This window comes from Williamsia sp. Y721 (assembly GCF_059683565.1).
In genome coordinates, this window is sequence record NZ_JCASNH010000003.1 from 963,281 (window position 1) to 989,341 (window position 26,061).

25 protein-coding genes and 1 tRNA gene are annotated in these 26,061 nt (G+C 64.4%); 9 read left to right on the forward strand and 17 right to left on the reverse strand.

Going from position 1 to position 26,061, the window contains the following annotated elements; genetic code table 11:
* Nucleotides 1–328: 328 nt before the first annotated feature.
* Together AC56PL_RS19330 and AC56PL_RS19335 are read left to right on the forward strand one after the other, a co-directional pair.
* A complete protein-coding gene (locus AC56PL_RS19330) occupies nucleotides 329–763 on the forward strand; it encodes an HIT family protein (protein ID WP_497154803.1) in 435 nt (144 codons plus the stop codon).
* Complete coding sequence (locus tag AC56PL_RS19335) at nucleotides 756–1,526, forward strand: SIR2 family NAD-dependent protein deacylase (RefSeq protein WP_497154804.1); 771 nt, start codon at nucleotides 756–758, stop codon at nucleotides 1,524–1,526. The genes AC56PL_RS19330 and AC56PL_RS19335 overlap by 8 nt, the downstream gene beginning before the upstream one ends.
* On the opposite strand, the gene AC56PL_RS19340 is transcribed toward AC56PL_RS19335, so the two are convergent.
* The 3 genes from AC56PL_RS19340 to AC56PL_RS19350 all read right to left on the reverse strand — a co-directional run bounded on the left by AC56PL_RS19340 (nucleotide 1,523) and on the right by AC56PL_RS19350 (nucleotide 8,016).
* Complete coding sequence (locus AC56PL_RS19340) at nucleotides 1,523–5,686, reverse strand: PDDEXK-like endonuclease domain-containing protein (protein ID WP_497154805.1); 4,164 nt, start codon at nucleotides 5,684–5,686, stop codon at nucleotides 1,523–1,525. The genes AC56PL_RS19335 and AC56PL_RS19340 overlap by 4 nt on opposite strands.
* 100 nt (nucleotides 5,687–5,786) lie before the next feature.
* On the reverse strand, nucleotides 5,787–6,122 hold the full coding sequence (locus AC56PL_RS19345; protein WP_495516853.1) for a rhodanese-like domain-containing protein: 336 nt from the start codon (nucleotides 6,120–6,122) through the stop codon (nucleotides 5,787–5,789).
* A gap of 154 nt (nucleotides 6,123–6,276) precedes the next feature.
* Nucleotides 6,277–8,016, reverse strand: coding sequence for a DEAD/DEAH box helicase (locus AC56PL_RS19350; protein ID WP_495516932.1), 1,740 nt, complete (start codon nucleotides 8,014–8,016; stop codon nucleotides 6,277–6,279).
* Nucleotides 8,017–8,238: 222 nt separating this feature from the next.
* Here AC56PL_RS19350 and AC56PL_RS19355 point away from each other — a divergent pair, with 222 nt between their 5' ends.
* Nucleotides 8,239–10,029, forward strand: coding sequence for an AMP-dependent synthetase/ligase (locus tag AC56PL_RS19355; RefSeq protein ID WP_497154806.1), 1,791 nt, complete (start codon nucleotides 8,239–8,241; stop codon nucleotides 10,027–10,029).
* Nucleotides 10,030–10,125: 96 nt separating this feature from the next.
* Here the strand turns inward: AC56PL_RS19355 and AC56PL_RS19360 are convergent, their stop codons facing one another.
* Together AC56PL_RS19360 and AC56PL_RS19365 are read right to left on the reverse strand one after the other, a co-directional pair.
* Nucleotides 10,126–11,076: a hypothetical protein gene (locus tag AC56PL_RS19360; RefSeq protein WP_497154807.1), complete on the reverse strand. Its 951-nt coding sequence runs from the start codon at nucleotides 11,074–11,076 to the stop codon at nucleotides 10,126–10,128.
* Between the two features lie 65 nt (nucleotides 11,077–11,141).
* Nucleotides 11,142–11,453 carry a hypothetical protein gene (locus tag AC56PL_RS19365; protein WP_497154851.1) on the reverse strand — a complete coding sequence of 104 codons (312 nt, stop codon included), beginning with the start codon at nucleotides 11,451–11,453 and terminating at the stop codon, nucleotides 11,142–11,144.
* A gap of 211 nt (nucleotides 11,454–11,664) precedes the next feature.
* Here AC56PL_RS19365 and AC56PL_RS19370 point away from each other — a divergent pair, with 211 nt between their 5' ends.
* Nucleotides 11,665–13,203, forward strand: a complete 1,539-nt coding sequence (locus AC56PL_RS19370; RefSeq protein WP_497154808.1) for a peroxidase family protein — start codon at nucleotides 11,665–11,667, stop codon at nucleotides 13,201–13,203.
* A gap of 29 nt (nucleotides 13,204–13,232) precedes the next feature.
* Here AC56PL_RS19370 and AC56PL_RS19375 read toward each other — a convergent pair.
* Nucleotides 13,233–13,317, reverse strand: a tRNA-Leu gene (locus tag AC56PL_RS19375).
* 59 nt (nucleotides 13,318–13,376) lie between these two features.
* On the opposite strand from AC56PL_RS19375, the gene AC56PL_RS19380 reads away from it, so the two are divergent.
* Together AC56PL_RS19380 and AC56PL_RS19385 are read left to right on the forward strand one after the other, a co-directional pair.
* On the forward strand, nucleotides 13,377–13,859 hold the full coding sequence (locus AC56PL_RS19380; protein ID WP_497154809.1) for a transcriptional regulator: 483 nt from the start codon (nucleotides 13,377–13,379) through the stop codon (nucleotides 13,857–13,859).
* On the forward strand, nucleotides 13,856–14,215 hold the full coding sequence (locus AC56PL_RS19385; protein ID WP_495516858.1) for a DUF3817 domain-containing protein: 360 nt from the start codon (nucleotides 13,856–13,858) through the stop codon (nucleotides 14,213–14,215). Before AC56PL_RS19380 ends, AC56PL_RS19385 begins: the two co-directional genes overlap by 4 nt.
* A 27-nt stretch (nucleotides 14,216–14,242) precedes the next feature.
* Here the strand turns inward: AC56PL_RS19385 and rdgB are convergent, their stop codons facing one another.
* Genes rdgB through clpS form a run of 11 tightly spaced genes read right to left on the reverse strand, consistent with a single transcriptional unit; the run spans nucleotide 14,243 to nucleotide 21,854 of the window.
* Complete coding sequence (gene rdgB, locus AC56PL_RS19390; protein ID WP_495516859.1) at nucleotides 14,243–14,857, reverse strand: RdgB/HAM1 family non-canonical purine NTP pyrophosphatase; 615 nt, start codon at nucleotides 14,855–14,857, stop codon at nucleotides 14,243–14,245.
* Nucleotides 14,857–15,642: a ribonuclease PH gene (gene rph, locus AC56PL_RS19395; RefSeq protein WP_495516860.1), complete on the reverse strand. Its 786-nt coding sequence runs from the start codon at nucleotides 15,640–15,642 to the stop codon at nucleotides 14,857–14,859. Before rph ends, rdgB begins: the two co-directional genes overlap by 1 nt.
* A 47-nt stretch (nucleotides 15,643–15,689) precedes the next feature.
* A complete protein-coding gene (locus AC56PL_RS19400) occupies nucleotides 15,690–16,454 on the reverse strand; it encodes a cyclic nucleotide-degrading phosphodiesterase (protein WP_495516861.1) in 765 nt (254 codons plus the stop codon).
* Between the two features lie 48 nt (nucleotides 16,455–16,502).
* The gene (murI, locus tag AC56PL_RS19405; protein WP_495516862.1) at nucleotides 16,503–17,321 is read right to left on the reverse strand and encodes a glutamate racemase; all 819 of its coding nucleotides are present in this window, start codon (nucleotides 17,319–17,321) and stop codon (nucleotides 16,503–16,505) included.
* Nucleotides 17,318–18,016, reverse strand: a complete 699-nt coding sequence (locus AC56PL_RS19410) for a rhomboid family intramembrane serine protease (protein WP_495516863.1) — start codon at nucleotides 18,014–18,016, stop codon at nucleotides 17,318–17,320. The genes murI and AC56PL_RS19410 overlap by 4 nt, the downstream gene beginning before the upstream one ends.
* Before the next feature lie 37 nt (nucleotides 18,017–18,053).
* Nucleotides 18,054–19,025: a PLP-dependent cysteine synthase family protein gene (locus AC56PL_RS19415; protein ID WP_497154810.1), complete on the reverse strand. Its 972-nt coding sequence runs from the start codon at nucleotides 19,023–19,025 to the stop codon at nucleotides 18,054–18,056.
* A 27-nt stretch (nucleotides 19,026–19,052) separates the two neighbouring features.
* Nucleotides 19,053–19,325, reverse strand: a complete 273-nt coding sequence (locus AC56PL_RS19420; protein WP_497154811.1) for a MoaD/ThiS family protein — start codon at nucleotides 19,323–19,325, stop codon at nucleotides 19,053–19,055.
* Between the two features lie 12 nt (nucleotides 19,326–19,337).
* On the reverse strand, nucleotides 19,338–19,742 hold the full coding sequence (locus AC56PL_RS19425; protein ID WP_497154812.1) for a M67 family metallopeptidase: 405 nt from the start codon (nucleotides 19,740–19,742) through the stop codon (nucleotides 19,338–19,340).
* A 59-nt stretch (nucleotides 19,743–19,801) separates the two neighbouring features.
* Entirely contained in the window at nucleotides 19,802–20,896 is a 1,095-nt protein-coding gene (locus AC56PL_RS19430; RefSeq protein WP_497154813.1) for a P1 family peptidase, read from the reverse strand.
* A 36-nt stretch (nucleotides 20,897–20,932) separates the two neighbouring features.
* On the reverse strand, nucleotides 20,933–21,514 hold the full coding sequence (gene aosR, locus AC56PL_RS19435; protein WP_495516868.1) for an oxidative stress transcriptional regulator AosR: 582 nt from the start codon (nucleotides 21,512–21,514) through the stop codon (nucleotides 20,933–20,935).
* Between the two features lie 4 nt (nucleotides 21,515–21,518).
* Nucleotides 21,519–21,854, reverse strand: coding sequence for an ATP-dependent Clp protease adapter ClpS (gene clpS, locus AC56PL_RS19440; protein WP_495516934.1), 336 nt, complete (start codon nucleotides 21,852–21,854; stop codon nucleotides 21,519–21,521).
* Nucleotides 21,855–21,888: 34 nt separating this feature from the next.
* Here clpS and AC56PL_RS19445 point away from each other — a divergent pair, with 34 nt between their 5' ends.
* From AC56PL_RS19445 to AC56PL_RS19455, 3 genes are read left to right on the forward strand one after another with little or no spacing between them, the layout of a single operon-like run.
* Nucleotides 21,889–23,190, forward strand: coding sequence for a nicotinate phosphoribosyltransferase (locus AC56PL_RS19445; RefSeq protein ID WP_495516869.1), 1,302 nt, complete (start codon nucleotides 21,889–21,891; stop codon nucleotides 23,188–23,190).
* 54 nt (nucleotides 23,191–23,244) lie between these two features.
* On the forward strand, nucleotides 23,245–23,835 hold the full coding sequence (locus tag AC56PL_RS19450) for an isochorismatase family protein (protein WP_497154814.1): 591 nt from the start codon (nucleotides 23,245–23,247) through the stop codon (nucleotides 23,833–23,835).
* Nucleotides 23,836–23,848: 13 nt separating this feature from the next.
* Nucleotides 23,849–25,951 carry an ATP-dependent DNA helicase gene (locus AC56PL_RS19455; protein ID WP_497154815.1) on the forward strand — a complete coding sequence of 701 codons (2,103 nt, stop codon included), beginning with the start codon at nucleotides 23,849–23,851 and terminating at the stop codon, nucleotides 25,949–25,951.
* Nucleotides 25,952–26,061: the final 110 nt, after the last annotated feature.

The window sequence follows — 26,061 nt, forward strand, 5'->3', positions numbered from 1 at the left end:
TGTCGATCATGTTGTGCTCCAACATGATCCATCTCCAGAGCCAGGCCTCGACGCCTGGCGTCGTCAGATGCGCATGGAGACCATGTTTACACACAAAAATGAGGCTTTCCTCATGTTTGAAAGTGACCCGCGGGTATACCCGTCGGTAACCTCGCCGGTAGTCCATTGATGAATATCTGTAGGCAGTCGAACTATCGGAAAACGCCAGTTCACACCGCCCGAACGACCGCTCGGCCGGTGCGAATCGGTCACGTCGAGTTGTTACCAAACCGTGATAATTGAATATGTCACTGATCGCGTCGTTCTCGGCTGCCACTAGGGTGGGCGCATGACGGAGTGCATCTTCTGTGCCATCGCCGACGGTTCATCGCCAGCCCACCTCGTCTACGAAGACGTCGACATCCTCGGATTCCTCGACATCCGACCGGTGCGCCCCGGCCACACCCTGCTGATCCCGAAAAAGCATGCCGCCGACCTCGCCGAGTTGAGCCCTGAACTCGGCGGCAAGCTCTTTGTGGCAGGCCAGAGGATTGCTGCCGCACTGCGGGCCTCTGCCATCGCCGCCGACGGCGTCAACCTCCTGGTCAACGACGGCCGCGCGGCGTTCCAATCGGTCTTCCATTCACATCTGCACGTGGTGCCACGTCACCATGGTGACAAGCTGACCCTGGCAAAAGGGTTGTTGACCAGACGTGACCCCGACCTGCCCGCGACCGCCGCAATTCTGCGTGCCCAATTGGAGAGCTCGACCACCGATGACTGAATCCGCACTCGATCCGGCAATCGCAGATCTGGTGGGAGACGCCGGATGGGTGACGGTCTGCTCGGGCGCCGGAATGTCCGCCGAGAGCAAAGTGCCGACCTTCCGCGACGCGCAGACCGGTCTCTGGGAACGCTTCGATCCGACCGAACTGGCCACACCGGAAGCCTGGTCCCGAGACTCCGCGATGGTCTGGGCCTGGTACCAGTGGCGCGCCAAGCTCGTGCGCTCGACAACCCCCAATCAGGGCCATGTGGCGCTGGCGCAGTGGGCCGAGCGCCGCACCGTCTCGGTGATCACCCAGAACGTCGACGACCTACACGAACGCGCCGGTAGCGAGGTCATCGCACATCTTCACGGCAGCCTGTTCGAACCCCGGTGCTCGAACTGCGAGCTGCCCTACTTCGGCATCGACGCCGATCCGGAGATCGCGACCGAGGCACCGCGCGTGGAACCGCCCTCGTGTCCACAATGCCTGTCAGAAGTACGCCCGGGTGTCGTGTGGTTCGGCGAACCACTCCCCTCCGACGCCTGGGGTCGCGCGGCCGACGCCGCGCTCGGCTGCGACCTGTTGATCGTCGTCGGTACATCGGGTCTGGTCTACCCTGCCGCATCACTGCCCGAGCGAGCTCTCGCCGCCGGCATTCCGGTGATCGAGATCAACCCGGAGCCAACACCTTTGAGGTCATCGGTCACCCACTTCATGCAAACCACCGCTGGCGCGGGCCTTCCCGCACTACTGCGGAAGGTCCGGGCTACCGGTTAGTCGCCGCCGGTCAGCGCCACCGGCACCCACGGGTCGTCAACCGGGCCGCCTGCCAGGTCCGGACCCACCGAATTGGGTCGCACACCGCGCTTTTCGAGTTCATCCCAGAGTCCGTCGAGGGCATGTTCGGGATTGAGCAGATACTCCGATTCCCGTACCCGCCAGAACCGCCAACCACACCGCCGGAGTTCACGCTCGCGTTCCATGTCGGCTCGGGCTTGTTCGGGGGTACTGGTGAACTCGTCACCATCACACTCCACTGCCAGCCTGGCATCGCTGCCGGTGACAACCAGATCGACAACCCGGTTGTTCACCACCACTTTTGGATTCACATAGAATCCGCGGTCGACGAGGTCGACAAAGATCTGCTGCTCGAACAGTGAATCGAAAGGTTCCGTACGTGTGTTCGGGGTGACGCCGGTCGGCATCGGATCAACCAGGGCGCCTTCGGTCTTCTGCATGTAGGTCAGCAGCGAGTACCGCAGATCGTTGTCCTTGAGATCGTCCGGCTGAACCGAATGGACGAGCCACAGCTGTTCCATCGCGCGAGATGCGGCAACATTGATGCGCCGCTGAGATTCACTGCGCCGCAGAGCATTCACGTTGGTGTCAGGGCAGACCACCATCGACAGGAACACCACATGCCGTTCGTCGCCCTGGAAGTCCGGCGGTGTGCCGATCCGGAGGTTGCGGTCCCGCCACACCTGCGGATCGAGCGCTTCCCGCAGCATCTGGGTGAGAAGGTCCACCTGCCGTTGACCTTGCAGTACCACCACACCGAAGGACATGCCGTCGTAGCGGGGATCCTCCATGCATTCGGTCACAACACCGACCAACGCCGCGGCCTCGTCGGCATTGACCAACGAGGAGTTGGTTCCGGTACTCCTGGCGTTCTCGACGTAGCGGGTACGCAACGGCGGCAACCTGTCGGCACCGAACTGGCGCACCGGGATCAGCGGCGAATCCGGATAGAACTGCCGACTGGAGAACTCGATGATCTCCGGCATCGACCGGAAGTGTTCGCGCAGGCGCACCACGTGACCGAACCTGGTCCGAAGCATCGAGAACAGGCTCGACCGCGGAGTCAGGCTGTCACGCATGTACTGCGGGATGTCGGGCAGGTAGGTGTCGAGCTTGGCAAACACCTCTTCCATCCCCGAGCCGCCGAAACCACCCGGTGCACACTGCCGGTCGTCGCCGACGACGATCACCCGCGGTGCCAGCCAGAGCAGGAACAGACTGGAGATGTCGGCCTGGCTGGCCTCGTCGACGATGACCACATCGAATGAGTTCTGTGCGGGCGCAACCGAACTGAGGACCTGGGCGATCGGCATGATCCACGCCGGAACCGCAGTCTGTGCCTGCGCCATCGCGGAGCGCGCTGCCAGCCGGAAGCGCTCGGCGTGTTTACCCGAACCCTTACCGATGTTGGTGATGTGGTCGCGATAGGACTGCAGTGCCTGCACCTGACTGACGGTCATGTGCTCCAGGCACTCCCGCCAAGCGCATGCCGCAGCCAACCGGGCGGTGAAGTGGGTGATATCCGCCTCGACCTCATCGAGATCCGCTTCCAGGCGGCTCTCTCGGTCGGGGTCGCTGCGCTCTTGGGCCCACTGGTAGGCGCGTCGCCACGACCAGGCGGCATCGAGATCTTCGAGCCGGTCTTCCCATACGGGATCAGTTGCGGTCTCGACAAGAAGCTTGACAAGGGCAGGCGCCTTCGCCTTCAGTCTCAATTCCAAAAGATCGAGCGCGCCCTGGTTTTCGAGTTCGACGCGGGCGGTGTGCCACGCCCGGCGAGCCTCCAGGACCGCATCGGCGTCCGCTGCCCGTACCGCTGCCAGTAGCGCGTCCCCTTCCGGCGACGGGCCCTTCTCGACCTCGGCCGACAGTGCACGTGCCACGTCGTCGAGTTCACGTCGTGCCAGGACACCGTCGTTGGCCGCGGCGATCGCACCGGCCTGCCGCGCAACCTCTTCGACCTCGTCGATGCTCTTCGGGCGCGGGCCGCCGGGGCTGATTGCATTGAGCTCACGGACCAATTGGTCACGGCCGGTGAGCAACTCGGAGACCCAGCCCAGTTGTCCGTCGAGACGTACCAACCGTCCGAGTTGCACCGATCGAGTGCCGGACGTATCCATCGGCACGCCCACCTCGGACAAGATCGCCTGTACGCGATTGACCGCATCGAGCACGCCGAGATGATCGGCCACCAGACGCAGCGACGCCGCATCCGTCGGTTCACGCCCGTCCACGGTGAAGGTGGCACCGAGATCTTCGACTGCCTTCTGCTCCTGCGCTTTTCGGAAACGTGCCCGCCACTGGCCACCGGACTCGAGGTACTCGGCCGCCTTCTCGTAGAGCACCGCATCGCCGGGCGCGGCACCGTGGCCCTCGACCGTGTGGGTGCCGATCCGGGTGTCACGTTCGGTGGCGTCGTCGATCACCGCAGAGAGTGCGGTGACGCGATTCCACAGGTAGGAGGCCTCACCCGAGAGCAATCGGTCTGCCATCTGCTGCAGATGCGGTGGGAACGTGCGGACTTCGCGCACGGCGGCGCCGAGTCGATCACACCTTGCCTTCACACGCAGCAGACGGGCACTGTCGACATCGGCCAGGATCGCGAGCAGCGAACCGCTGCCGACCATCTGCTCGGTGGGTCGATTGCGCACCCGGTTACAGATCGACTCGAGTTCCATCGTTCCGGGCAGGACCAGGTCGAGGTCGGGTAGATGCTGGCCGATCCGGCTCGCCCACTGCTCGGTGCGACGACCCAGTAGCTCGAGCAACCGATCGAACTCTTCACGCTCCAGCGGCGGCAACGGGCTGTGCAGCGGTCCCGGCAACCAATCATGTTGCACGGCAACATCATTGCACTGCCGGACGATGCCGGCGGCGGTACCGCTGTAGCCGGCCGCGACCCACTCGTGCTTTTCGGTCTCGGACTCGCGCAGCTGCCAGATGTCCCGCAGGATCTGTTCCCGCTTGGACCGGGCCTGGTCACGCTTGGACCGCAGGTTCTTGATCTCGCTGGTCGCCACCCGCGACTGGAAGCTGCCCTTGCGATTGGCGATGGCTTCCACGCTGTCGATCAGCGATTGTGAACCGTCTTTGGTGACGTCGGTGATCGACACAGCCAACTGCTGTACTTCGACGGGCAGTTTGTCACGCAGTACGTGCAAGGCCTGCGCCTTTTCGGAGACGACCAGTACCCGCTGTCCTTTGGCCAGCAGCGCGGTCATCAGATTGGCGATCGTGTGGGTCTTCCCGGTTCCGGGCGGACCCTCGACCACCACGCCGCTGTCGAGACCGAGCTGGGCCAGGATGTCGCGCTGCTCGACGTTGGACGGCAACGGATAGAGCGCATCCTCGATGAGTTCTTCAGCCGACATCGCGCCACTGTCACGCAGACGTCGAACACGCTCCTCTGCCTCGACCGGTTCGACCAGCTGGGCCAGACCGATCGGGATCTCGTTCGACTCGTCGCGCAGAGCCGCGATCATCGACTCGTAGTAGTCGAGCAAGGGGGCGAAGCCACGTCGTCGGAGTACCAGCGCGGGCTCCAGGTCGACCTGGACCGACGCCGGGTCATCGGCAACCGCACGGCGCCATTTGGTGAAGAACTTCTCGATCGAGTCCGCAACCGGTGAGCGCGTGGTGGCCAGCTGGCCGGACAGTTCGGCCGAGACAGTCAGATCGAAACCGTCGAAACCGGTCAGCAGGTGGCCGGCGTGCAGTTCAGGTTGCGAGCCTCCGGCGAGCTTGACGGTGATGATGCCCGCGGTGTGGTCATGGACGGCGACAACGGGCTGGGTCACGAGATGCTCGCGGACCAGAAGCGGGTCGCCATACGTCAACAGCCCCGAGGCGAGCACCAGTTCCAGTGACTCAGGACGCTCGGCCAATTCGTCGACCGCCTGCGCGAGGAGGTCATACGCGGTGTTCTGCGCTGGATTGTCGCGCGAGAGCTCGGTGATCACCTGGCCCACGGCAGCGTCACGGTTGATCGAGATGTCATAGCCGTCGCCGAGCCACACCACGCCGGCGTGCTCGCTCACGTCACGGATCACCGACGATTTTGCGCGGATCAGTTCATGCAAGAACTGCAACAACCGCAGGACCCTGCCACGCCGGTCGTCGCCGGACACCGAATCGGTCATCACGTCCTCGAGTTAAGCCTCAGGTTGACACTATTTATCACCCTGAACGCTACCCGCTGAAGCGTCTCGGTTCACACCGCGTGTCTGTTACGGCCTGTCGTCACTTGTGGCTGATGGCACCGCGCAACGCGCGGTACCCGCCGACAACATAATGCACGTTCGTATACCCCAGGGCTGCGATCTTTTCGGCGATCCGGGAAGCTTGTGACTTCACCGACACCACATCGATTTCGGTGTCGAATCCGTCGATCACCGGGATCCGGCGACTCGAACCCGGGTCGAAGGCATCCTCCAACTCACCGGGCTCGACCACGACGGCCCCGGGCAAACTACCCTGATGCCGCACTACTTGTGGTCGCATATCGACCACGATCGCTGTCCCGCGATCCCGATGCTCGGCTGCATCAGCTGCCGAGATCGGATCCGCTGTCGCCACTGAACCCATACTGTTCCTATTGCTATCGAGAGATGTACATGTGCCACTGGTGAGATCGTGTCACCAGACTGCATTGTTACGAGAAGATCTCATTTTGTCGAATACTTCCCCAACACGGACATGTTTTCCAGCGATAGGACCAGGTCCCTGTGAACTACCTGGGGCCGCGGCCGGCAACTTTCTGCGTTCCGCGCCGATCGCGACTGAACGACTTGTTGCCGTAGCTCTTCGAACCGCCACCCTGCGAGCGACCGCCGCGGGGCGAACCCTCGTCCTTCTTGATGCCGATGGGAACACCGGCGATCCGAGTGCTGCGCAGCCGCGACAGCGTGTCGCGATCGAGATTGCGAGGCAGCTCGACCAGAGAGTGGTCGGCGCGGATGCTGATGTGACCGAAATCGCCACGGGACAGGCCGCCCTCGTTGGCGATCGCGCCCACGATTGCACCCGGGGTGACGTTGTGCTGCCTGCCGACGGCCAGTCGGTAAGTGGCAAAATCGCCGTCGCCGTGTCCGGAACGCTCAGTACGTTCCTTGCGATCGCGGTCTTTGCGCTCGCTCGCCGGCGGGTCCGGTGACAGCAGGAATCCGCCATCACGCGTTTCGAGTGCCAGCGCAGCCGCGATGTCAGCCATCGTGACGTCGTTCTCGCTCGCGTAATTCTCGATCAGCTTGCGGAACAGGTCGAGGTTGTCCGATCCGAGGTTCGCGGTGATCGACTCACCGAACTTCGCCACGCGCTGCGCGTTGACATCGTCGACGCTCGGCAGACCGATTTCTTCCAGCGGCTGACGAGTGGCCTTCTCGATGGCGCGGAGCAGGTGACGCTCCCGCGGCGAGACGAAGAGCAGCGCGTTACCCGAACGACCGGCGCGGCCGGTACGACCGATCCGGTGCACGTACGCCTCGGTGTCGTGCGGGATGTCGTAGTTGAGGACGTGCGAGATCCGCTCGACATCGAGCCCACGGGCCGCGACGTCGGTGGCAACCAGGATGTCGACCTGACCGTTCTTGAGCTGTGCGATCGTCCGCTCGCGCTGCGCCTGGGCGATGTCACCGTTGATCGCTGCTGCCGAGAAACCGCGCGAACGCAGGCGTTCGGCGAGATCCTCGGTGGCCTGCTTGGTACGGACGAACACGATCATCGCGTCGAATGTCTCGACCTCGAGCACACGGGTCAGCGCGTCCATCTTGCGCTGGTGAGAGACCTGCAGATAGCGCTGCGTGATGTTCGACGCAGTCGCGGTCTTGGCCTTCATCGTGATCTCGACGGGGTTCTTCAAGTACTTCTGCGACAACCGCCCGATGGTCTTCGGCATGGTGGCCGAGAACAGTGCCACCTGCTTGCTGTCGGGGGTGTCGCGCAGGATGCGCTCGACGTCCTCGGCAAAGCCCATGTTGAGCATTTCGTCCGCCTCGTCGAGGACGAGGTAGTCGAGCTCGGAGATGTCGAGGGTGCCCTTGTCGAGGTGATCGATCACGCGACCGGGCGTACCCACGACGATCTGGGCTCCGCGGCGCAGACCGGACAGCTGCACGGTGTAGCTCTGGCCGCCGTAGATCGGCAGCACCTTCACTCCGGGGAGGTGCACCGAGTAACGGCCGAAGGCCTCGGCGACCTGCAACGCCAGTTCACGCGTCGGCGCAAGGATCAGCGCCTTGGGCTTGCGACCGTTCGGATCGATACCCGAGAGAATCGGCACTGCAAAGGCAGCGGTCTTACCCGTGCCGGTCTGTGCAAGACCCACCACATCCCGACCCTCGAGGAGCGGCGGAATGGTCGCTGCCTGGATCGGCGATGGGGTTTCATAACCCACATCCGTAAGCGCCTGCAACACGCGGGGATCCATCCCGAGGTCTGCGAAGGTCACGGTTTCTTCATTTTCGGCGGCCATATCACTCGTGGGGGCCGCACCAATACTGTCTGTCATCGCTTTCCACTGTAGCCGTGATCAGCTTGAATCCGTTATTCGTGAGTCGCGTGGTGAGGATGCGACACACTTACACCGTCAGCCCCCTACTCGCGAGTAATAAGAAAAGGTAACGTGGCCCACAGCTAAGGGTGTCCGAATTGGTCGGTCACCCCTGTCCGCCATTCGTTTCCACTGGAGGCAAACGTGCAAGAGATCACCGTCCCCTCGGACTTTGTTGTTCCGGAGAAGGCGTCCATCGTCGATTCGATGCTGAAGCACCGCGCCGAGTCACCCACGAAAACACTGTTCAAGCGCCGCGCGGCGGATGGTTCCTGGTACGACGTCACCACCAAAGAGTTCGCCGATCTGGTCGACAAGGTCGCGAAGGGCTTCATCGCATCGGGTATCGGCCCGGGTGACCGCGTCTCCATCCTCTCGGCGACCCGCTACGAGTGGACCGTCATCGACTACGCCGTCTGGCGAGCAGGCGGCGTCACCGTCGCGATCTACGAGACCTCGTCACCCTCGCAGGTCCAGTACATCGTCGAGAACTCCGGAACTTCGGTGCTGGTTCTCGAGAATGCCGACCAGAAGGCGCAACACTCCCCTGTACTCGCCGACGCCACCGAACTCAAAGAGACACTCGTCATCGACGAAGGTGGCATCGACGAGCTCGTGAAGCGCGGCGAGACGATCGACGACGACGAACTCGAGCAGCGCCACGCCAACACCCTGGCGTCCGACGTCGCGACTCTGGTCTACACCTCCGGGACCACCGGCAAGCCCAAGGGCGTGGCGCTGACCCACGCCAACTTCATCCATGAATGCCACGCGGTCCGGGTGACCCTCGGCGACCTGATGTCCGAGGGCAGCTCCACGCTGCTGTTCCTCCCGTTGGCCCACATCTTCGCGCGGGTCATCTCGGTGGCATCGATCGTGCACCTCGTGCAACTCGGCCACACCACGGTGTCTCCCACGCTGATGGACGACCTGGCCGCCTTCAAACCGAGTTACTTGCTGTCGGTCCCCCGCGTCTTCGAAAAGGTCTACAACGGGGCAAAGCAAAAGGCCGAGGACGGCGGCAAGGGCAAGATCTTCGCCGCGGCCACCGACACCGCCGTCGAGTACTCGAAGGCACTGGACACCGGCGGTCCCGGCCTGGTCCTCAAGGTCAAGCACAAGCTGTTCGACGTGCTGGTCTACTCGAAACTGCGCGACGCACTCGGCGGTAATTGCGATAGCGCGGTCTCCGGCGGTGCCGCGCTTGGCGCGCGCCTCGGCCACTTCTTCCGCGGTATCGGCGTGCCGATCTACGAGGGCTACGGCCTCAGTGAGACCACCGCAGCCGTCACCGTCAATGCCGAAGGCGCACAACGCATCGGAACCGTCGGACGCCCCGTCCATGGTCAGTCGGTTGCGATCGCCGACGACGGCGAGGTCTTGCTCAAGGGACCGGTGGTCTTCGGGGGTTACTGGAAGAACGAGCAGGCCACCAAAGAGGCCATCAAGGACGGCTGGTTCCACACCGGCGACATCGGCACACTCGACGATGGCTACCTGTCGATCACGGGACGCAAGAAGGAGCTGATCGTCACCGCGGGCGGCAAGAACGTCTCGCCTGCCCAGATGGAAGATGCCGTCCGCGCCCATCCGCTGGTCAGTCAGGCGCTCGTGGTCGGCGACAACAAGCCGTTCATCGCCGCCCTGATCACCCTGGATCCGGAGGCACTGCCCGGCTGGCTCGAACGCCACGACCTCCCGGCAGATATGCAGATCTCAGATCTGTTGGAGCACAAGGAAATTCTTGCCGACGTCGACGAAGCCATCGCCGCGGCGAACGCCCTGGTGTCCAAGGCCGAGGCGATCAAGAAGTACCGGGTCATCGAGACCGACTTCACCATCGAGTCGGGCGAACTGACGCCGACCCTCAAGCTCAAGCGCAACGTGATCCACGATTCGCACACCGCCGCCATCGAGGGCCTTTACACGAAGTAGGGCAGTCCGAGCGTCAACTGAGCAAACAAGAGGGAGACCATCCACCCGGGTGGTCTCCCTTTTTGCATGGCCATTTGTCGACCGATCGCCATCGCATCAGCGAGGCGCCACCGTCGTCGAAGTCACCACACGACGGGGGCCGGCAGTGCCGAGTACGTCGTTGACAGCGGACGCCACCGTCGTCAGTCGGTCGCGCGCCGGTTGCCAACCCTGTTCGTACTGTTGACGACTGAGCAGGACAACCACAAAGCGCCCGTTGCCATCGACCAGGCCCGCACTGTGCAGGTAGCCGGTCTCGCCCCAGCAACACATCCAGCCCTGTTTGGCGACCGCCACGCCGTCGGGCCTCGCGGCGAGCAGACCGAAGTATTGGGCAAAACCGTCCGTCGCAAATGGAGGTGCTGCGGCAAGCGCATCGAGGATCAGATCCCGGTCGGATGCGGGCATGGCCAGCACGTGACCGTAGATGCGCGCGATGTCTGCCGCGGTCACCGTCATCTCCCCCCAGTCCGAGGAGTCGACCGGTGCAATCGTCCCGGTCAACCCGAGGCGCGGGCCCAACCGATCGACCGCACCTTGCCCGTCGAAACGGGCCCAGAGCTCGCTCATCGCGACATCGTCGCTGGGCCCGAGCACTCGCCGGATCAGATCGAGGTCGGGTCCACTCACCATCAAGCCCTCATCCCGCCGGCGATCGATGATGTCCACCACCACAACCAATTTCGAGAGCGACGCCGACAGCATGGGCGGGTCGCCGTGACCTCCCGGGGCCAGCGCACCGGTCGTCGTGTCGAGGATCGCTGCCTCCAATTCGATCCCACCGGCGGTCCCAGCCGCAGCCTCGGCAGCCTCGGCGGCTGTGTTCACCAGGCTCTCGCTCGACGACCGCGACGGTGTCCGAGCCTCGATGGAATCCACGGTCGCATTGCCTGCCCCGCAGAACAAAGCGCCGACGGACGCCGTCAGCAAGACTTGAACAGCGATCAACCAGACCGCAACGGCAGCTCGTGCAGACCGCCGGCCGGGGGCCGCCAGGTTCGCAGACATGGTCCTTCCAGGGTCCGCCTCTATGCCGACTCCCGCCACCTCGCGGATCGACCACACGCGGCGGCTTACCTACGTCCGGGCTCCTCAACCGGCCGCAATGCCCAGCCCGGTACCCAGTGCGTCACCTTCTCCTCGCGGCCGCGCGCCGGGATCGTGTAGGTGACCTTGCCGAACCATTCACCCCACTCGGTCATCCCCCACTCGGTCAGCACTCCCACCGTTTTTCGACGAAACTGCAACCCCTCGGGGTGATAGATGCCCGAGTGGTGCGGCTGGTAGGCGTAGAGGGTCACGAGATCGATCGACACGGCGACATGGCCGACTCGGACGAACGCCGAACCACGCGGTTGTCCGCCGTCACCGCCAATATCTGCCACCTTCACAGTTCGATCATACGTTCGAATCTCTGTTACTCTCAACCACGGCAGGGCGGCGATGCCTGCAGACGTCACAGCGGATGCAGAGACGCCGCCCGCCATTTCATCTCTGCCCGATGAGGCACGACAACCGGCCGGTGATCGCGGTATCAAAGACGAAAGCTCTGGCAACGTCGCCCTTTTCCGTGCACCGTCAACCAAGCAGGTCACCATGACACACGAATCGACATCATCGAACGAAGCCGTCTCACCGCGTTCCCGTCTGTACCAGGGCCCATATGGTCGACTCTTCGGTGATCTTGCACCGTGGCGTCCCACCGGCGAGGACGGGAAACCCATCTCCGACAGCGCGGAACTCGAGGCCTTCTGCCTGGAGTTCGCAAACAAACACATGATCGAGGCGGCCCCCAACGGGATCCCGACGCCACCCCATGAAGTCGACGAACCGGCGATGAACACGGAGTTCAAGTCCGTGATCCCGGCCGGCTACACCTACTTCGGCCAGTTCATCGACCACGACATCACGTTCGACCCGGCATCGAGCCTGCAGCGGGTGAACGACCCGAACAAGCTCGCGAACTTCCGGACACCGCGCCTCGATCTCGACAACCTGTACGGCCGCGGGCCGGACGACCAGCCCTACCTGTACGACACTGACCAGCCCGACCCGGCCAAGCGAAAGTTCCTGGTCGGCGACATACCCTCGACCAGCCTTCACGATCTACCCCGAAACTCCAAGGGACGCGCACTGATCGGCGATCCGCGCAACGACGAGAACAGCATCGTCAGTCAGCTGCATCTCGCATTTCTGTTGGCTCACAACACCTTGGTCGACCGCGCAATCGCACAGGACATCCCCGATGCGTTCACGGCGGCCCGAACAACACTGCGCTGGCTCTATCAGTGGGTTGTGTGGCACGACTTCGTCAAACGGATCACCGACCACGCGATCCAGGACAAAGCACTCGTCCCACCGGTGGCGGGAACCATCCCCGCGGCGTGGACCCGCAACCTCAAAGAGGTGTACGACTGGCATGATCAGCCGTACATGCCAGTCGAATTCTCCGGGGCGGCATACCGATTCGGCCACTCGATGGTCCGGTCAAAATACAACACGAACTTCAAGCGCGGAGTCGGCGACGACGACCTTGTGCCGATCTTCGACAATTCCGGAACGCAACAACCGCCCGATCACCTTTTCGGTTTCGGACCGGTGAGCCACGAAAACGCCATCCAATGGGACTGGTTCTTGCCGATGGCAACATCGAGGGTTCCGAGGTTTCCCCAGCGCGCACATCGAATCGACACGAAACTCGCGAATGCGCTTGCGTTTCTCCATGAAGGCAAGCCCGGAGACCCCAACAACGTCCTGGCATCGCGCAACCTTCTGCGAGGGATTCAGCTGGAACTCCCCAGTGGTGTCGACGTGGCGAAGAAGCTCGGCATCACACCGATCAGGATCGAACCCGAGGAACCGGGTTCACTCTGGTTCTACATCCTCAAGGAAGCCGAACTCGGCGGTGGCGAACACCTCGGCGCAGTCGGCTCCACCATCGTCGCGGCGGTGTTCGCCGGACTGCTCGACGGTGACCCGCAGTCCTGGATCAATGTGCAACCGACGTGGACGCCGGATACCGATCCGCTGCTCAACCCAGGCGAAGACAACATCGACTCACCGGGTTCGTGGGAGCTCAGTTCGATCATCCACATTTCGGGTGTCCCCACAGCCGCCGGTGGCGACTTCGCCTAGCCGGCGGCAGATAAACCTCATCGATCTCGTGGTGCGCGAGGGGGGACTTGAACCCCCACGTCCGTAGACACTGGAACCTAAATCCAGCGCGTCTGCCAATTCCGCCACTCGCGCGTGCAGGAGACAGAGTACCGGCTGACCTGCGACTTGCATCACTTAGGTACCGTCAAGACATGGCATCGAACAAGCGAAGGCACCGACCAGCACTCATCGCGCTGGTCGTGGTGGCAGCTGCCACCTGCCTTGGGCTGGCGTGGTGGCAGTGGAGTCGGTTCGAATCGACCGGCGGGACGGGCCAGAACTTGGGCTACGCGCTGCAGTGGCCGGCGTTCGCGGCATTCTGCGTCTACGCCTACCGCAAGTTCGTGGTCCTCGAATCCGATCCGGAAGAAGTCCACAAGCTCAACAGCAGCCGCGGCGTGACGGAGATTCCGGATGGGCTCCTGCCGCCCCGACCGGATGCGGCACCGACCCCGCTGGTCGAGGACGGCACCACCGACGGCGCCCAGATCGCCGAGTACAACCGACTGCTGGCCGAACTCAGAGACGCCGACACGCATCGCGCCACAGAGTCGCGCAGCACCAACAATGACCCCGCAGACAATCACGACGCAGACAATCACCCCACCGACAACCCGCAACGGAGCAATCAGTGAGCCAGACCCCCGCCGAGTCGACCACCCCGGTCACCACAGCGACGCCGCCGAAGAAGATCAAGGGCGCACTGCTGCGGTATCGGGTGATGGCATGGATCACCGGTCTGTGGTTGCTGCTGCTGGTCGCCGAGATGATCCTGCTCTACGGCTTCGACGACCACACCCTCGACTTCGTGCCGTTCGTGCACGGGTGGGTCTACTTCATCTACCTGATCATGGCGATCGACCTGGGTATCAAGGTCCGGTGGCCCATCGGCAGGGCGGTCTTCACGCTGATCGCCGGAACGATCCCGTTCCTGTCGTTCTGGGTCGAACACAAGCGCACCCAGGAGATCCGGGCCCAGTTCGGTATCTGACCCGAACCAGACCCGGATCCATAGGACTTAGTTCGAAGCCAGTTGCTGCAGCGCGGGCACCAGTTGGGCCAGGGCTCGGCCGCGATGGCTCAAAGCATCTTTCTCCGCCGGTGACAGCTGCGCTGCACTGCGTCCGGACGCCGATTCTTCGTCCGGCACGAACACGGGATCGTATCCGAAACCGTTGTCGCCGACCGGTTCTGCGATGATCCTGCCGCGCCACTCGCCTCGAACCACCACTTCGGCGTCCGCGGTGACCAGCGCGCACGCCGACACGAATGCCGCGCCGCGGCGGTCCTCGGGGACATCTCCGAGCTGATTGAGCAACAACTCCAAATTGGCGATGTCGTCGCCGTGACGCCCGGACCAGCGCGCCGACAGCACGCCCGGCATTCCGTTCAATGCGTCGACTTCGAGCCCGGAATCATCTGCAACAGAGGGAAGCCCGGTGGCCGCGAACGCGTCGCGCGCCTTTGCCAGCGCGTTCTCCTCGAACGTTGCGCCGGTCTCGGGTGCCTCGTCGAACGGTGGCACCTCGTCCAGACCCACCACATCCAGGCCCTCGATACCGGCCTTCTCGACAACCCGACGCAGTTCGGCCAGCTTCTTCTTGTTGCGGCTGGCAACCAGGATCTGGCTCATCAGCTGCCGAAAGTCTTACGTTTCCCGGTGATCTCGGGCTCGGGAAGCACGCCCGGGTACGGCAGCGCCAAAGCCGCACGCTGCACCACGAACAGCTCCTCGATGCCGGCCATCGCCGAATCCAGCAAACGATCGAGTGTCGAACGCGGGAACGTCGCGCCCTCACCGGTGCCCTGGATCTCGACCAGCGTCCCGGTGTCGGTCGCGACCACGTTCATGTCGACCTCGGCGCGCGAATCCTCTTCGTACGGCAGGTCGAGCCGCACGCGACCGTCGACAACACCGACGCTGACCGCTGCAATGCCACACGAGATCGGTTGTGGATCAGCAAGTTTCCCGGCCGCGTTCAGGTAGGTCACCGCATCGCTCAGAGCCACGTAGGCACCGGTGATCGCGGCGGTTCGGGTACCACCATCAGCCTGCAGCACGTCGCAGTCGAGTGCGATGGTGTTCTCCCCCAGCGCGGCGAGGTCGATGCAGGCACGCAGTGACCGGCCGATGAGACGGCTGATCTCCTGTGTCCGTCCGCCGACCTTGCCCTTGACGGATTCACGGGCGGAACGATCATGGGTGGCCGCAGGCAACATCGCGTATTCAGCGGTCAGCCAGCCGAGGCCGGATCCGCGCCGCCAGCGCGGCACACCTTCGGTGACGCTGGCGGTGCACATCACCCGCGTGTCCCCGAATTCCACAAGTACTGATCCGGCGGGGTGACTGGTGAAACCACGGGTGATGGTCACCTTCCGCAGTTCGTCATCGGTTCGGCCATCTGCACGTCTACTCACAGGGCCCACCCTATCGAGTCGCCCCGGCAGCTGTATCCGGGTGGGCGTCAGGCGATGTTGATGACGTCGCCGCGGCGGACCACCCGAATCGGACCGTCATAGGCCTGCCGGGCCTCCGCGAGCACCTCTTCAGGCCAGGTCCATGGCGGCAGATGGGTCAAGAGCAGGCTCTTGACACCGGCCTTGGCCGCGGCCTCCCCCGCCTCCCGACCCGACAGATGCAGATTCGGGGGCCGGTTCACCGGGTCGTGGGTCCACGACGCCTCACACAGGAACACATCAGCGCCTTCGGCCAACTCGACCAGTTCATCGCACACCCCGGTGTCACCGCTGTAGGTGAGCACCTGCCCCTCGGGACCGGTCACGCGGAACCCGAACGTCGCGGGCGGGTGATTGACCCGGCGGGAGAAGAATGTCATCCCGCCCAGTTCGATCTCGCCGCCGTCGATCCAGGCGCTGACACCGAACGTGTCGGTGATGTCGTCGAGTTCGCCGGGGTACTCCGACGATGCCGCGCCGATCCGGTCGGCGGTCCCGGGTGGCCCGATCAGCGTGCCCCGCCCCACGGCCGGGACCGGGCTGTAGCGACGCCACACCAACAGGCCAGGGAGATCCAGGCAGTGATCGGCATGGAGGTGACTGAGCGCTATCGCAACCTCATTCGGATCCACGTGTTGCAGCAGTGATCCGAGGACACCGGGACCGAAGTCCATCACGACCGGCTGGCAACCGGGCACCGTCAACAGGTACCCCGATGCGGGCGAATCGGGGCCTGACAAACTGCCCGAACACCCCAGCACGGTCAGACGCATGACGCCATGCTGCCACGCCCGATCGGTCCGCGGTTGTCGGACCACCGATCACACGTGCTGGACTGCTCCGATTGCCGGTCCCAGGAATCTGGTCGCGAGCTTCGCGAACAGTTCCGGATCGCCGGTGGCCTGGAAAACCCGTTCTGCCGGGGCATCGGTCGGCCCTCGCAGCAGGTCGCCCGCGGTCAGTACCCGCAACACGTCCTTGGCTGTTTCCTCGGCACTGGACACCAACGTCACGTCGTCGCCGACGGCGAGCTGGATGACCCCGGACAGCATCGGATAATGCGTGCATCCAAGGACCACGGTGTCGACGCGGGCCGCGGCAAGGGGTTCGAGGTAACCCTCCGCCAACCCGAGGACCTGCCGCCCGCTGGTGATCCCCCGCTCCACGAAGTCGACGAATCGCGGACAGGCCACTGAAGTGATCACGGCATTTCGCGCCGCGGCGAACGAGTCCTCGTAAGCGCGGGAAGCGATGGTCGCCTCGGTACCGATCACGCCGATCCGTCCTGAACGGGTGGCTGCGACCGCACGACGGACCGCGGGCAGGACCACCTCGATCACCGGGATCGGGTATCGCTCACGGGCATCGCGAAGGCACGCTGCCGACGCGGTGTTGCACGCGATCACCAGCGCCTTGACGCCGCGCTCGACGAGCTCGTCGCCGATCGCGAGGGCATGGGACCGGATCTGCGGAATGGTCAGCGGTCCGTACGGACCATTGGCGGTATCCCCGATGTAGATGATGTTCTCCGACGGCAACTGATCGATCACCGCACGGGCAACCGTGAGCCCTCCGACGCCGGAATCGAAGATGCCGATCGGCGCATTGACATCTGGACTCGCTGACGCATCTGATTTCACAGTCTGGTGCTCCCGGGATTGCCGAAGTTGGTGGTGCCGTACGGCGTCGGTGATGCCGCCTTCTGCGCCTGCTTGCGATCTCTCCTGGACAGGTACCAGGCCGCCAGGACGCCACCGACGGCGCCAAAGAAATGACCTTGCCACGACACACCGGTATCGGCGGGCAGCACACCCCACAGGATGCCGCCGTAGATCATGAAAACCACCACACCGATCAGGATCTGCATGAAGTTCCGGTTGAACAGGCCACGCACCAGGATGTAGGTGAGCCAGCCGAAGATGATGCCCGAGGCGCCAACGGTCACCGAATACGGAGGTGCGAACAACCACACCCCCACGCCGGAGACCACCCATACGATCGCGGTGGTGATCAGGAACCGGCGGGTCATCAACACCAGAAAGCCGAGCACCATGCCCGGAATCGTGTTGGCGGCCAGGTGTTCCCAGTCGGCGTGCAGAAAGGGTGAGGCGGCGACGCCGGTCAGTCCGTCGACTTCGCGCGGCTCAATGCCTGCGCTGTCGAGATCACGATCGCTGAGCACATCGATGAACTCGATGACGTAGAGCAAGGCCGTGAGCGCCACCATGATGGCAATCGACCGCACCCACAGCGGCCAGGATGCCGGGCCTTTCGAACGCGAACCCGCAGGCGATTGTCCGTCGGCAGCGCCGTATGAACCGAGTGATCCGGTCATGGTTCTCCGATCGAAGGTGGCAACAGGGGTGTGGCGGTCAGGCCCAGAGCTGGCCTTCGAGCCCCTCACCTGCTTCATCGAGGCTACCTTCGTACGCCCCGGTCGACAGATACTTCCATCCGGCGTCGGCCACCACGAACCCGATGTCGGCCCGGACACCGGCTTTGATGGCCTTGCGCCCGACCCCGAGTGCCGCGTGCAGGATGGCACCGGTCGAGATCCCCGCGAAGATCCCCTCGGCCTCGATCAGCTCCCGGATCCGGCGGACCGCGTTGCGTCCCTCGACCGAGAAGCGGCTGGTGAGGATCGTGTCGTCGTAGAGTTCCGGCACGAAGCCCTCGTCGATGTTGCGCAGGCCGTAGACCTCGTCGCCGTAACGCGGTTCGGCGGCGACGATCTCGACGCCGGGCTTGTTCTCACGCAGGTATCGGCCGACACCCATCAGTGTCCCGGTGGTTCCGAGGCCGGCGACGAAGTGGGTGATCTCCGGCAGATCCGCCAGCAGTTCGGGGCCGGTGCCCTCGTAGTGCGCCAGCGCGTTTGCGGGATTGCCGTATTGATAGAGCATCACCCAGTCGGGGTGTTCGGCGGCCAGTTCCTTGGCCATCGCGACCGCCTTGTTCGACCCACCGGCGGCAGGCGACGAGATGATCTGCGCGCCGAACATCGTCAACAGCTGCCTGCGTTCGATCGACGTGTTCTCGGGCATCACGCAGATCAGGTTGTAGCCCTTGAGTTTTGCGGCCATCGCCAGCGAGATGCCGGTATTGCCACTGGTGGGTTCGAGGATGGTCGCACCCGGCGACAGCAGGCCGGCGGCCTCGGCCTGCTCGATCATCCTCAGTGCCGGACGGTCTTTGACCGAACCGGTGGGATTGCGGTCTTCGAGCTTGGCCCACAGGCGTACGGCGGGACCGTCATCGCTGTCGTGCCATCGCGGCGACAGGCGCGGCAGCCCGATCAGCGGTGTGTGACCCACCGAGTCGATGAGCGATTCATAACGTGTCATTTCTAGTGGTTTTCGGCTCGGCGCGAATCAGCCACCGGCGACGGCGGGCAGGATCGTCACCTCGTCGCCGTCGGCCACCGCGGTGTCGAGGCCTCCGGAGAAACGCACGTCTTCATCATTGACATAGACATTGACGAAACGATGCAGCTTGCCCGACGCGATGAGCCGGTCCTTGAGTCCGTTGTGGCCTGCATCGAGGTTGTCGATCAGCTCGCCAACGGTGGCCCCGCTGGCTTCCACGCGCTTGTTCCCGTCGGTGTACGTACGCAGGATCGTCGGGATGGAAACAGTTACTGCCATGGTGAACTCCCTCTAGGTGATGTCGATCGGCTCTTCGGAGATCTCGCCGTCGACGATCCGGTAGCTCCGGATTTCTTCGTTGTCGGGGTCACGGGTCGAGATCAGCACGTAGTGGGCATTCGGCTCAGAGGCGAACGAGACGTCGGTGCGGCTCGGATAGGCCTCGGTCGCCGTATGCGAGTGATAGATGACCACGGGCTCTTCGTCCCTGCGATCCATCTCACGCCAGACCTTGAGCTGCTCGATGGAATCGAACCGATAGAAGGTTGGTGATCGCTCGGCGTTCACCATCGCGACGTATCGCTCCGGACGGTCCGAACCCTCGGGTCCGGCGATCACACCGCACGCTTCGTCGGGGTGATCCGCGCGGGCATGGGCGACCATCTGATCAACCAGCGACCGGCTGATGGTTAGCAACACAACCCCTGACGTCGTTTCGGCAGCCTCGGTATCGGCAACTCTGGGGTGACCGAAAGCTATTCGGGCACGAATGCTGTTGGCAACGTCTCCCGGTAAGTCGGTATTCCGGCGACCGGTGTGGCGGCAACCACTGCGCCGACGATGGCGCGCTGCACCACGGTCGCCGCGGCCTCACCGATCGCAGCCACCAACGCGACGAGCGGGTTCATGCCCGGCGGAACCTCGGGCGACTCGTCGGGCCCCGGCGTCGGCGTCGCCGATCTGGTCGCAACGGCGAAAAGTGTGTCCCCGTCGAGCGGTGAATGGGCCGGACGGATCGCTCGGGCCAGCCCGTCGTGTGCCGTCATCGCGATTCGTCTCACCGACGCCGGATCCAGCGGGGCGTCGGTGACCACGACACCGATGGTGGTGTTGAGCGGGCTCGCCTTGGTGGTGAGCTCCAACAGCTTCGACACCTCGTCGGGCGCCGGCTGCTTCAGACCGTAGTGGTCCAATTCGAACGGGAGTGCGCCCCAAGGCAATCCGCTGGTCGGGTCGATGACCGCACCCACCGGATTGGCAACGATCAGCGCTGCGACGGTGATACCCGTGGCCGGACCGGTGGTGAATGTGATGCTCGCGCTGCCGACGCCACCTTTGAGCGCACCGGCCCGGGCGCCCGTGCCGGCTCCCACGGATCCGGTCGCCACCGACGTGTCCGCGTTCGCCGCCGCGCGGGCACCGAAGTCGCGGTCGGGACGAGCCGACCAATTGCCGACCGCGAGGTCGAAGATCACCGCGCCGGGCACGATCGGCACCACCGAACCACGCTTGTCCATCGCCAGGCCGATGCCCTGGCTCTCGAGATGGGCCATCACCCCGTCGGCCGCGGCCAGTCCGTAGGCACTGCCACCACTGAGGACGATCGCGTGCACCTGCTGCACGGTGTTGGACGGATCGAGCAGGTCGGTTTCGCGCGTACCCGGTCCACCGCCGCGGACATCGACCGCTGCCACGGCGCCCTCGGGCAACAAGACCACGGTGGTACCGGTGGCCCAGCCTTCACCCGCTGCATCGTCGGTCGCCACGGTGACGTGATCGTCGAGCCGCTGATGGTGCCCCACCCGCACGCCCGCGACATCGGTGATCGAATCCGTCGGTCCTGGAATCATGCAATCCTCACTTCAGGCTGACTGCCGGCCGACCGTTCACTTACCGATGAGGGCGACCACGAGCAGTTCTTGCACGACGGTCAACCAGTGGTAGACGTCGAGATGGGCCGCCATCGGATCGCCCTCGGGCAATTGGTCCGGAGTGGACTCGTTGATACCGATCATCGCGCCCAGTGCCAGGCGCACGTCGTTCACCGCGGACAACCACTGGTCGGCTTCCGCCGGGGTCAACGAGACCACACCTCCGCCTTCGGGAAGCGAGTCGAGCACCACCCGCGCGGCTTCCTGTTTGGCGGAGATGATGTGCGGTTCGTGCAGACTGCGCAGTGCGCCGTTGATGTCGCCGGTGGCCGCGTCCATCGATGTGGTCTCGTCCTGGTCGGGACGATGAAAGTCCGGAAAGAGTCTGCCGAGGGTGGCATCGGTCGGCGGGGTGGAGTGACCCGACGCGATGCCTGTCATCTCGGAGAGCTCATCGGTCGGAGCGGTCGACTCCCGTTCGTCGAGCAACTCGGTCATCGACATGACCAGTGACGCGATCAGATCGGATTCGTGCTGATCGAGTTCGGTGGTGATGCGTAGCCGATCGCCGGAACCACGCCGTTTCCAATTGCGCACGCGGTCAGCTGTCCCGCTGCATGGTGGCCCACAGGCCCGCCGAATGCAGCTTCTGCACGTCGAGTTCCACCTTGTCGCGATCGCCCGACGACACCACGGCCCGCCCTTCTGTGTGTACCTGCATCATCAGCTCGGAAGCCTTGGTTTCGCTGTACCCGAAGACCTTCTGGAAGACGTAGGTCACGTACCGCATCAAATTCACCGGGTCGTCCCACACGATGGTCATCCACGGGCGATCCAGTGCCTCGTCGCGTTCGGCAACGGCGGTACTGGACGGGGTAGCCTCGTGCTGACCGTCGCCCGCCGACAACGTGGTGTGGACACGCTGCGGTGCGGTCATCATCTGTCCGCGCATAAGCCCTAGGGTACCGATAGTGACCGCATCGAACACAGCGCTGCTGACCGACCACTACGAGCTCACCATGATCGCGGCCGCGCTCGCCGGCGGCAGTGCGCATCGCAACTGCACATTCGAACTGTTCGCACGGCGACTCCCCGATGGCCGCCGATACGGTGTTGTCGCTGGTACCGGGCGTCTGATCGAGCAACTCGCCGAGTTCACCTTCGGCCCTGACGAACTGACCCTGGTCGAACCGTTCCTCGATGCCGAGACGCTCGAGTGGCTGAGCAGATACCGATTCTCCGGAGACATCGACGGATATCCCGAGGGCGAGCTGTATTTCCCTGGCTCCCCGGTGCTGACCGTGCGCGGCACCTTCGCCGAAGCGGTTGTGCTCGAAACCCTCGCCCTGTCGATCATCAACCATGACAGCGCCATCGCCTCGGCGGCGGCCCGGATGGTCACCGCGTCGGGTTCCCGTCCGATCATCGAGATGGGTTCCCGCCGCACCCACGAGCAGGCGGCGGTGGCATCGGCCCGGGCCGGCTACCTCGCCGGGATGTCCGCCACGTCCAACCTCGAAGCCGCCCGTCGGCACGGAATACCGAGCACCGGTACCAGCGCGCACTCCTTCACCCTGTTGCACACCACCGCCGACGGCCCGGACGAGAAGGCGGCGTTCGCCTCACAGATCGCGCGCCTCGGTGTCGGGACAACCCTGCTCGTCGACACCTACGACATAGCCCAGGGTGTGGCCAACGCCATCGAGGTGGCCGGCACCGACCTCGGCGGCGTCCGTATCGACTCCGGCGATCTGGGCATGCTGGCACGCCAGGTCCGCCAGCAGCTCGACGACCTCGGCGCCACCGGGACAAAAATTGTCGTGTCCGGCGACCTCGACGAATACGCGATCGCGGCACTGCGCGCCGAGCCGGTCGACGCCTACGGCGTTGGCACGTCACTGGTGACCGGATCCGGGTCGCCCACCGCAGGCATGGTCTACAAACTCGTCGAGGTCGACGGCATCCCGGTGGCAAAACGGGCCAGCCGCAAGGAATCCCGTGGCGGTGCGAAGACAGCGCTCCGAACGGCCAAGCCGTCGGGAACGATCCTGGAGGAAATCGTGTATCCCCGCGGATCGGCGGCACCCGGCCTGCCGTCACCATCGCGGCCACTGCAGATCCCGTTGGTGCGAGATGGCAAACCCGTCGATGGGCTCCCTACCCTGGAAGAGTCGCGGCAACACCTGGCCGAGGCTCTTGTCAGTCTGCCGTGGGAAGGTTTGGGTCTGTCCCGCGGCGAACCCGCAATACCCACCCGCTTCATCGCCCCGTAGGCAGTTGCTTTCGACCGTAGGGATGGTTTTGTCTCATCAAGTAGGGAATCTGTTGTGAGCAAACATATTCGAACCGCATTGCTGATCGTCGACGTGCAGAACGACTTCTGCGAGGGTGGCTCACTGGCAGTACGTGGCGGCGCCGACGTCGCGGCCGCGATCACCTGCTACACCCAGCGCGAACACGGCTATCAGGTGATCGTCGCCACCCGCGATCACCACATCGATCCGGGAGCCCATTTCTCCGACACCCCTGACTTCGTCGACAGCTGGCCCCCGCACTGTGTCGTGGGCACCCCAGGTATGGACTTCCATCCCCGTTTCGATGCCTCCGTCGCGGATGCGACCTTCTCCAAAGGACATCACAGCGCCGCATATTCGGGCTTCGAAGGCATCGACAGCAATGACGCTGCCCTGGTCGACTGGTTGCGCGGGCATGACATCAACGCCGTCGACGTGGTCGGTCTGGCCACCGACCACTGTGTTCGGGCCACCGCGATCGACGCCGCTGCGGCCGGGTTCGAGACCCGGGTCCTGCTCGATTACTGCGCCGGGGTCAGCGCCGAGACCACCTCGTCTGCGATTGCTCAGATGAACAGCGCCGGTGTCACGGTCGTGCCGCCGTCGGCAGGAGCCCACGTCTGATGACAGACCCGCGATGAGTTCGATTCCCGAGGTACCCGACCTCCTGGCCGAGGCGGTTTCCGCACTGGGCGGGGCCCGGCGCGACGGTCAGCTGAAGATGGCCTCGGCCGTTGCCCATTCCATCGACACCGGCGAGCATCTTGCCGTCCAGGCCGGGACCGGTACCGGTAAGTCGCTGGCCTATCTGGTTCCGTCGTTGCGTCATGCCGTCGACACGGGCAAGACGGTGGTCGTCTCGACGGCGACCATCGCCCTGCAGCGCCAGCTGGTCGATAGAGACCTGCCCCGAACCGCCACCGCGCTCACCAAGCCGCTCGGCCGCCCTCCGGAGTTCGCGATCCTCAAGGGTCGCGGTAACTACCTGTGCCTGAACAAGATCCACGCCGGAATGCTCGACGAACCGGCCGACGACGATCTGTTCAGCGCAGGCGGCCAACCCGATCCGTTTGCGGCCTCCCGGCTCGGACGTGAGGTCACCCGCCTGCGCGAGTGGACCTCCGACACCGAGACCGGTGACCGCGACGACCTCGACACCGGTGTCTCCGACCGCGCGTGGCGCCAGGTCAGTGTGACCGCCCGCGAATGCCTCGGCGCCACCAACTGCTCATACGGTGCCGATTGTTTTGCGGAGAAGGCAAAAGCCAAGGCCGGTCAGGCCGATCTGGTGGTCACCAACCACGCGCTGCTCGCGATCGATGCGATGAGTCCGGCCGCGATCCTTCCCGAACACGATGTCGTGGTGGTGGACGAAGCGCACGAACTCGCCGACCGGATCACCTCGGTGGCCACGGCCGAGTTGTCGGGAGGAATCATCGCCGGTGCGGCCAGGCGCTGCGGAAAACTCATCGACGACGAACTCTCCGACGACATCGCAGGCAGCAGCGAACAGATCGAATTACTGCTCGATGAAATCGCACCCGGTCAGTGGACGGGTTTGCCCGACGGTGCTCCCCTGGCGTTGTCCTCGCTTCGCGACCGGCTGTGGAAGGCGCACACCGCCATCGGCCCGGCCCGGCGCAGCGGCGAACTCGACGCCGATGCCAGCGCCGCCCGCTCGGCCGCTCTGACCTCTCTGGAAGAGCTGCACGACACCGCGGTCCGGATCCTGGGCGCCTTCGACGATCCCGACCCGGCCAGACGTCCGGATGTCGTATGGGTCGCCGAGGAATTGGTCCGCGGCGATCGGAAGAAAGTGCTGCGGGTGGCGCCGCTGTCCGTAGGCGGACTGCTCCGCGCCTCCCTGTTCGCCAATGCCACCGTGATCTTGACGTCGGCGACACTGACCGTCGGTGGTTCGTTCGACAGTCTGGCCGCGGAATGGGGTCTGCCCCCGCATCGCCCGCGATCCGACGACGAATCGGAACCGCAGACACAGGCGACCAAGTCGGCGCAGAGCATCACCGCCATCGGCAAGCCGCCCCCGTCCGACAAGAAGAAGATCACCTGGAACGGTGTCGACGTGGGGTCGCCTTTCGATCACCAGAAGGCCGCCATCCTCTACGTGGCCCGTCACCTGCCCGCACCGGGTCGGGACGGTTTGTCGCCCCGCATCATCGACGAGATGGTCGAACTGATCACCGCGGCCGGTGGCCGCACGCTCGGGCTCTTCTCGTCGATGCGCGCAGCCAAGGCTGCGGCAGAGGCCGTCCGCGCGCGCATCGAACTCCCCGTGCTCTGTCAGGGCGAAGGTGCCACCGGCGCGTTGGTCAAGGAGTTCGCGGCCGACGAGAGCACGTGCCTGTTCGGCACCCTGTCGCTGTGGCAGGGCGTCGACGTCCCGGGTCCGTCCCTGAATCTGGTTCTGATCGATCGCATCCCGTTCCCCCGCCCGGACGATCCCCTGTTGCTGGCGCGGCAACAGGCCGTCGAGGCCCGCGGCGGCAACGGTTTCATGGCCATCGCCGCCGGCCACGCCGCACTGCTGTTGGCCCAGGGCACCGGCCGTTTGTTGCGATCCACCTCCGACCGCGGTGTGGTGGCCGTCCTCGACTCACGTTTGGCAACGGCCCGATATGGCAACTACCTACTGGCATCGTTGCCACCGTTCTGGCGAACCTCGGATGCGCAGTTGGTCCGAGGAGCGCTGAGCAGATTGCACGGCGACACCAAAGCCTGAGGCGCTCGAGCCCGCGCCGAACCGGCCGCGGTCGCATACGGTGGGAACCGACAGCGATGACAGTGCAGCACCCCTCGAGAACCATCTAGAACCCGTCGAAAACGTCGAAA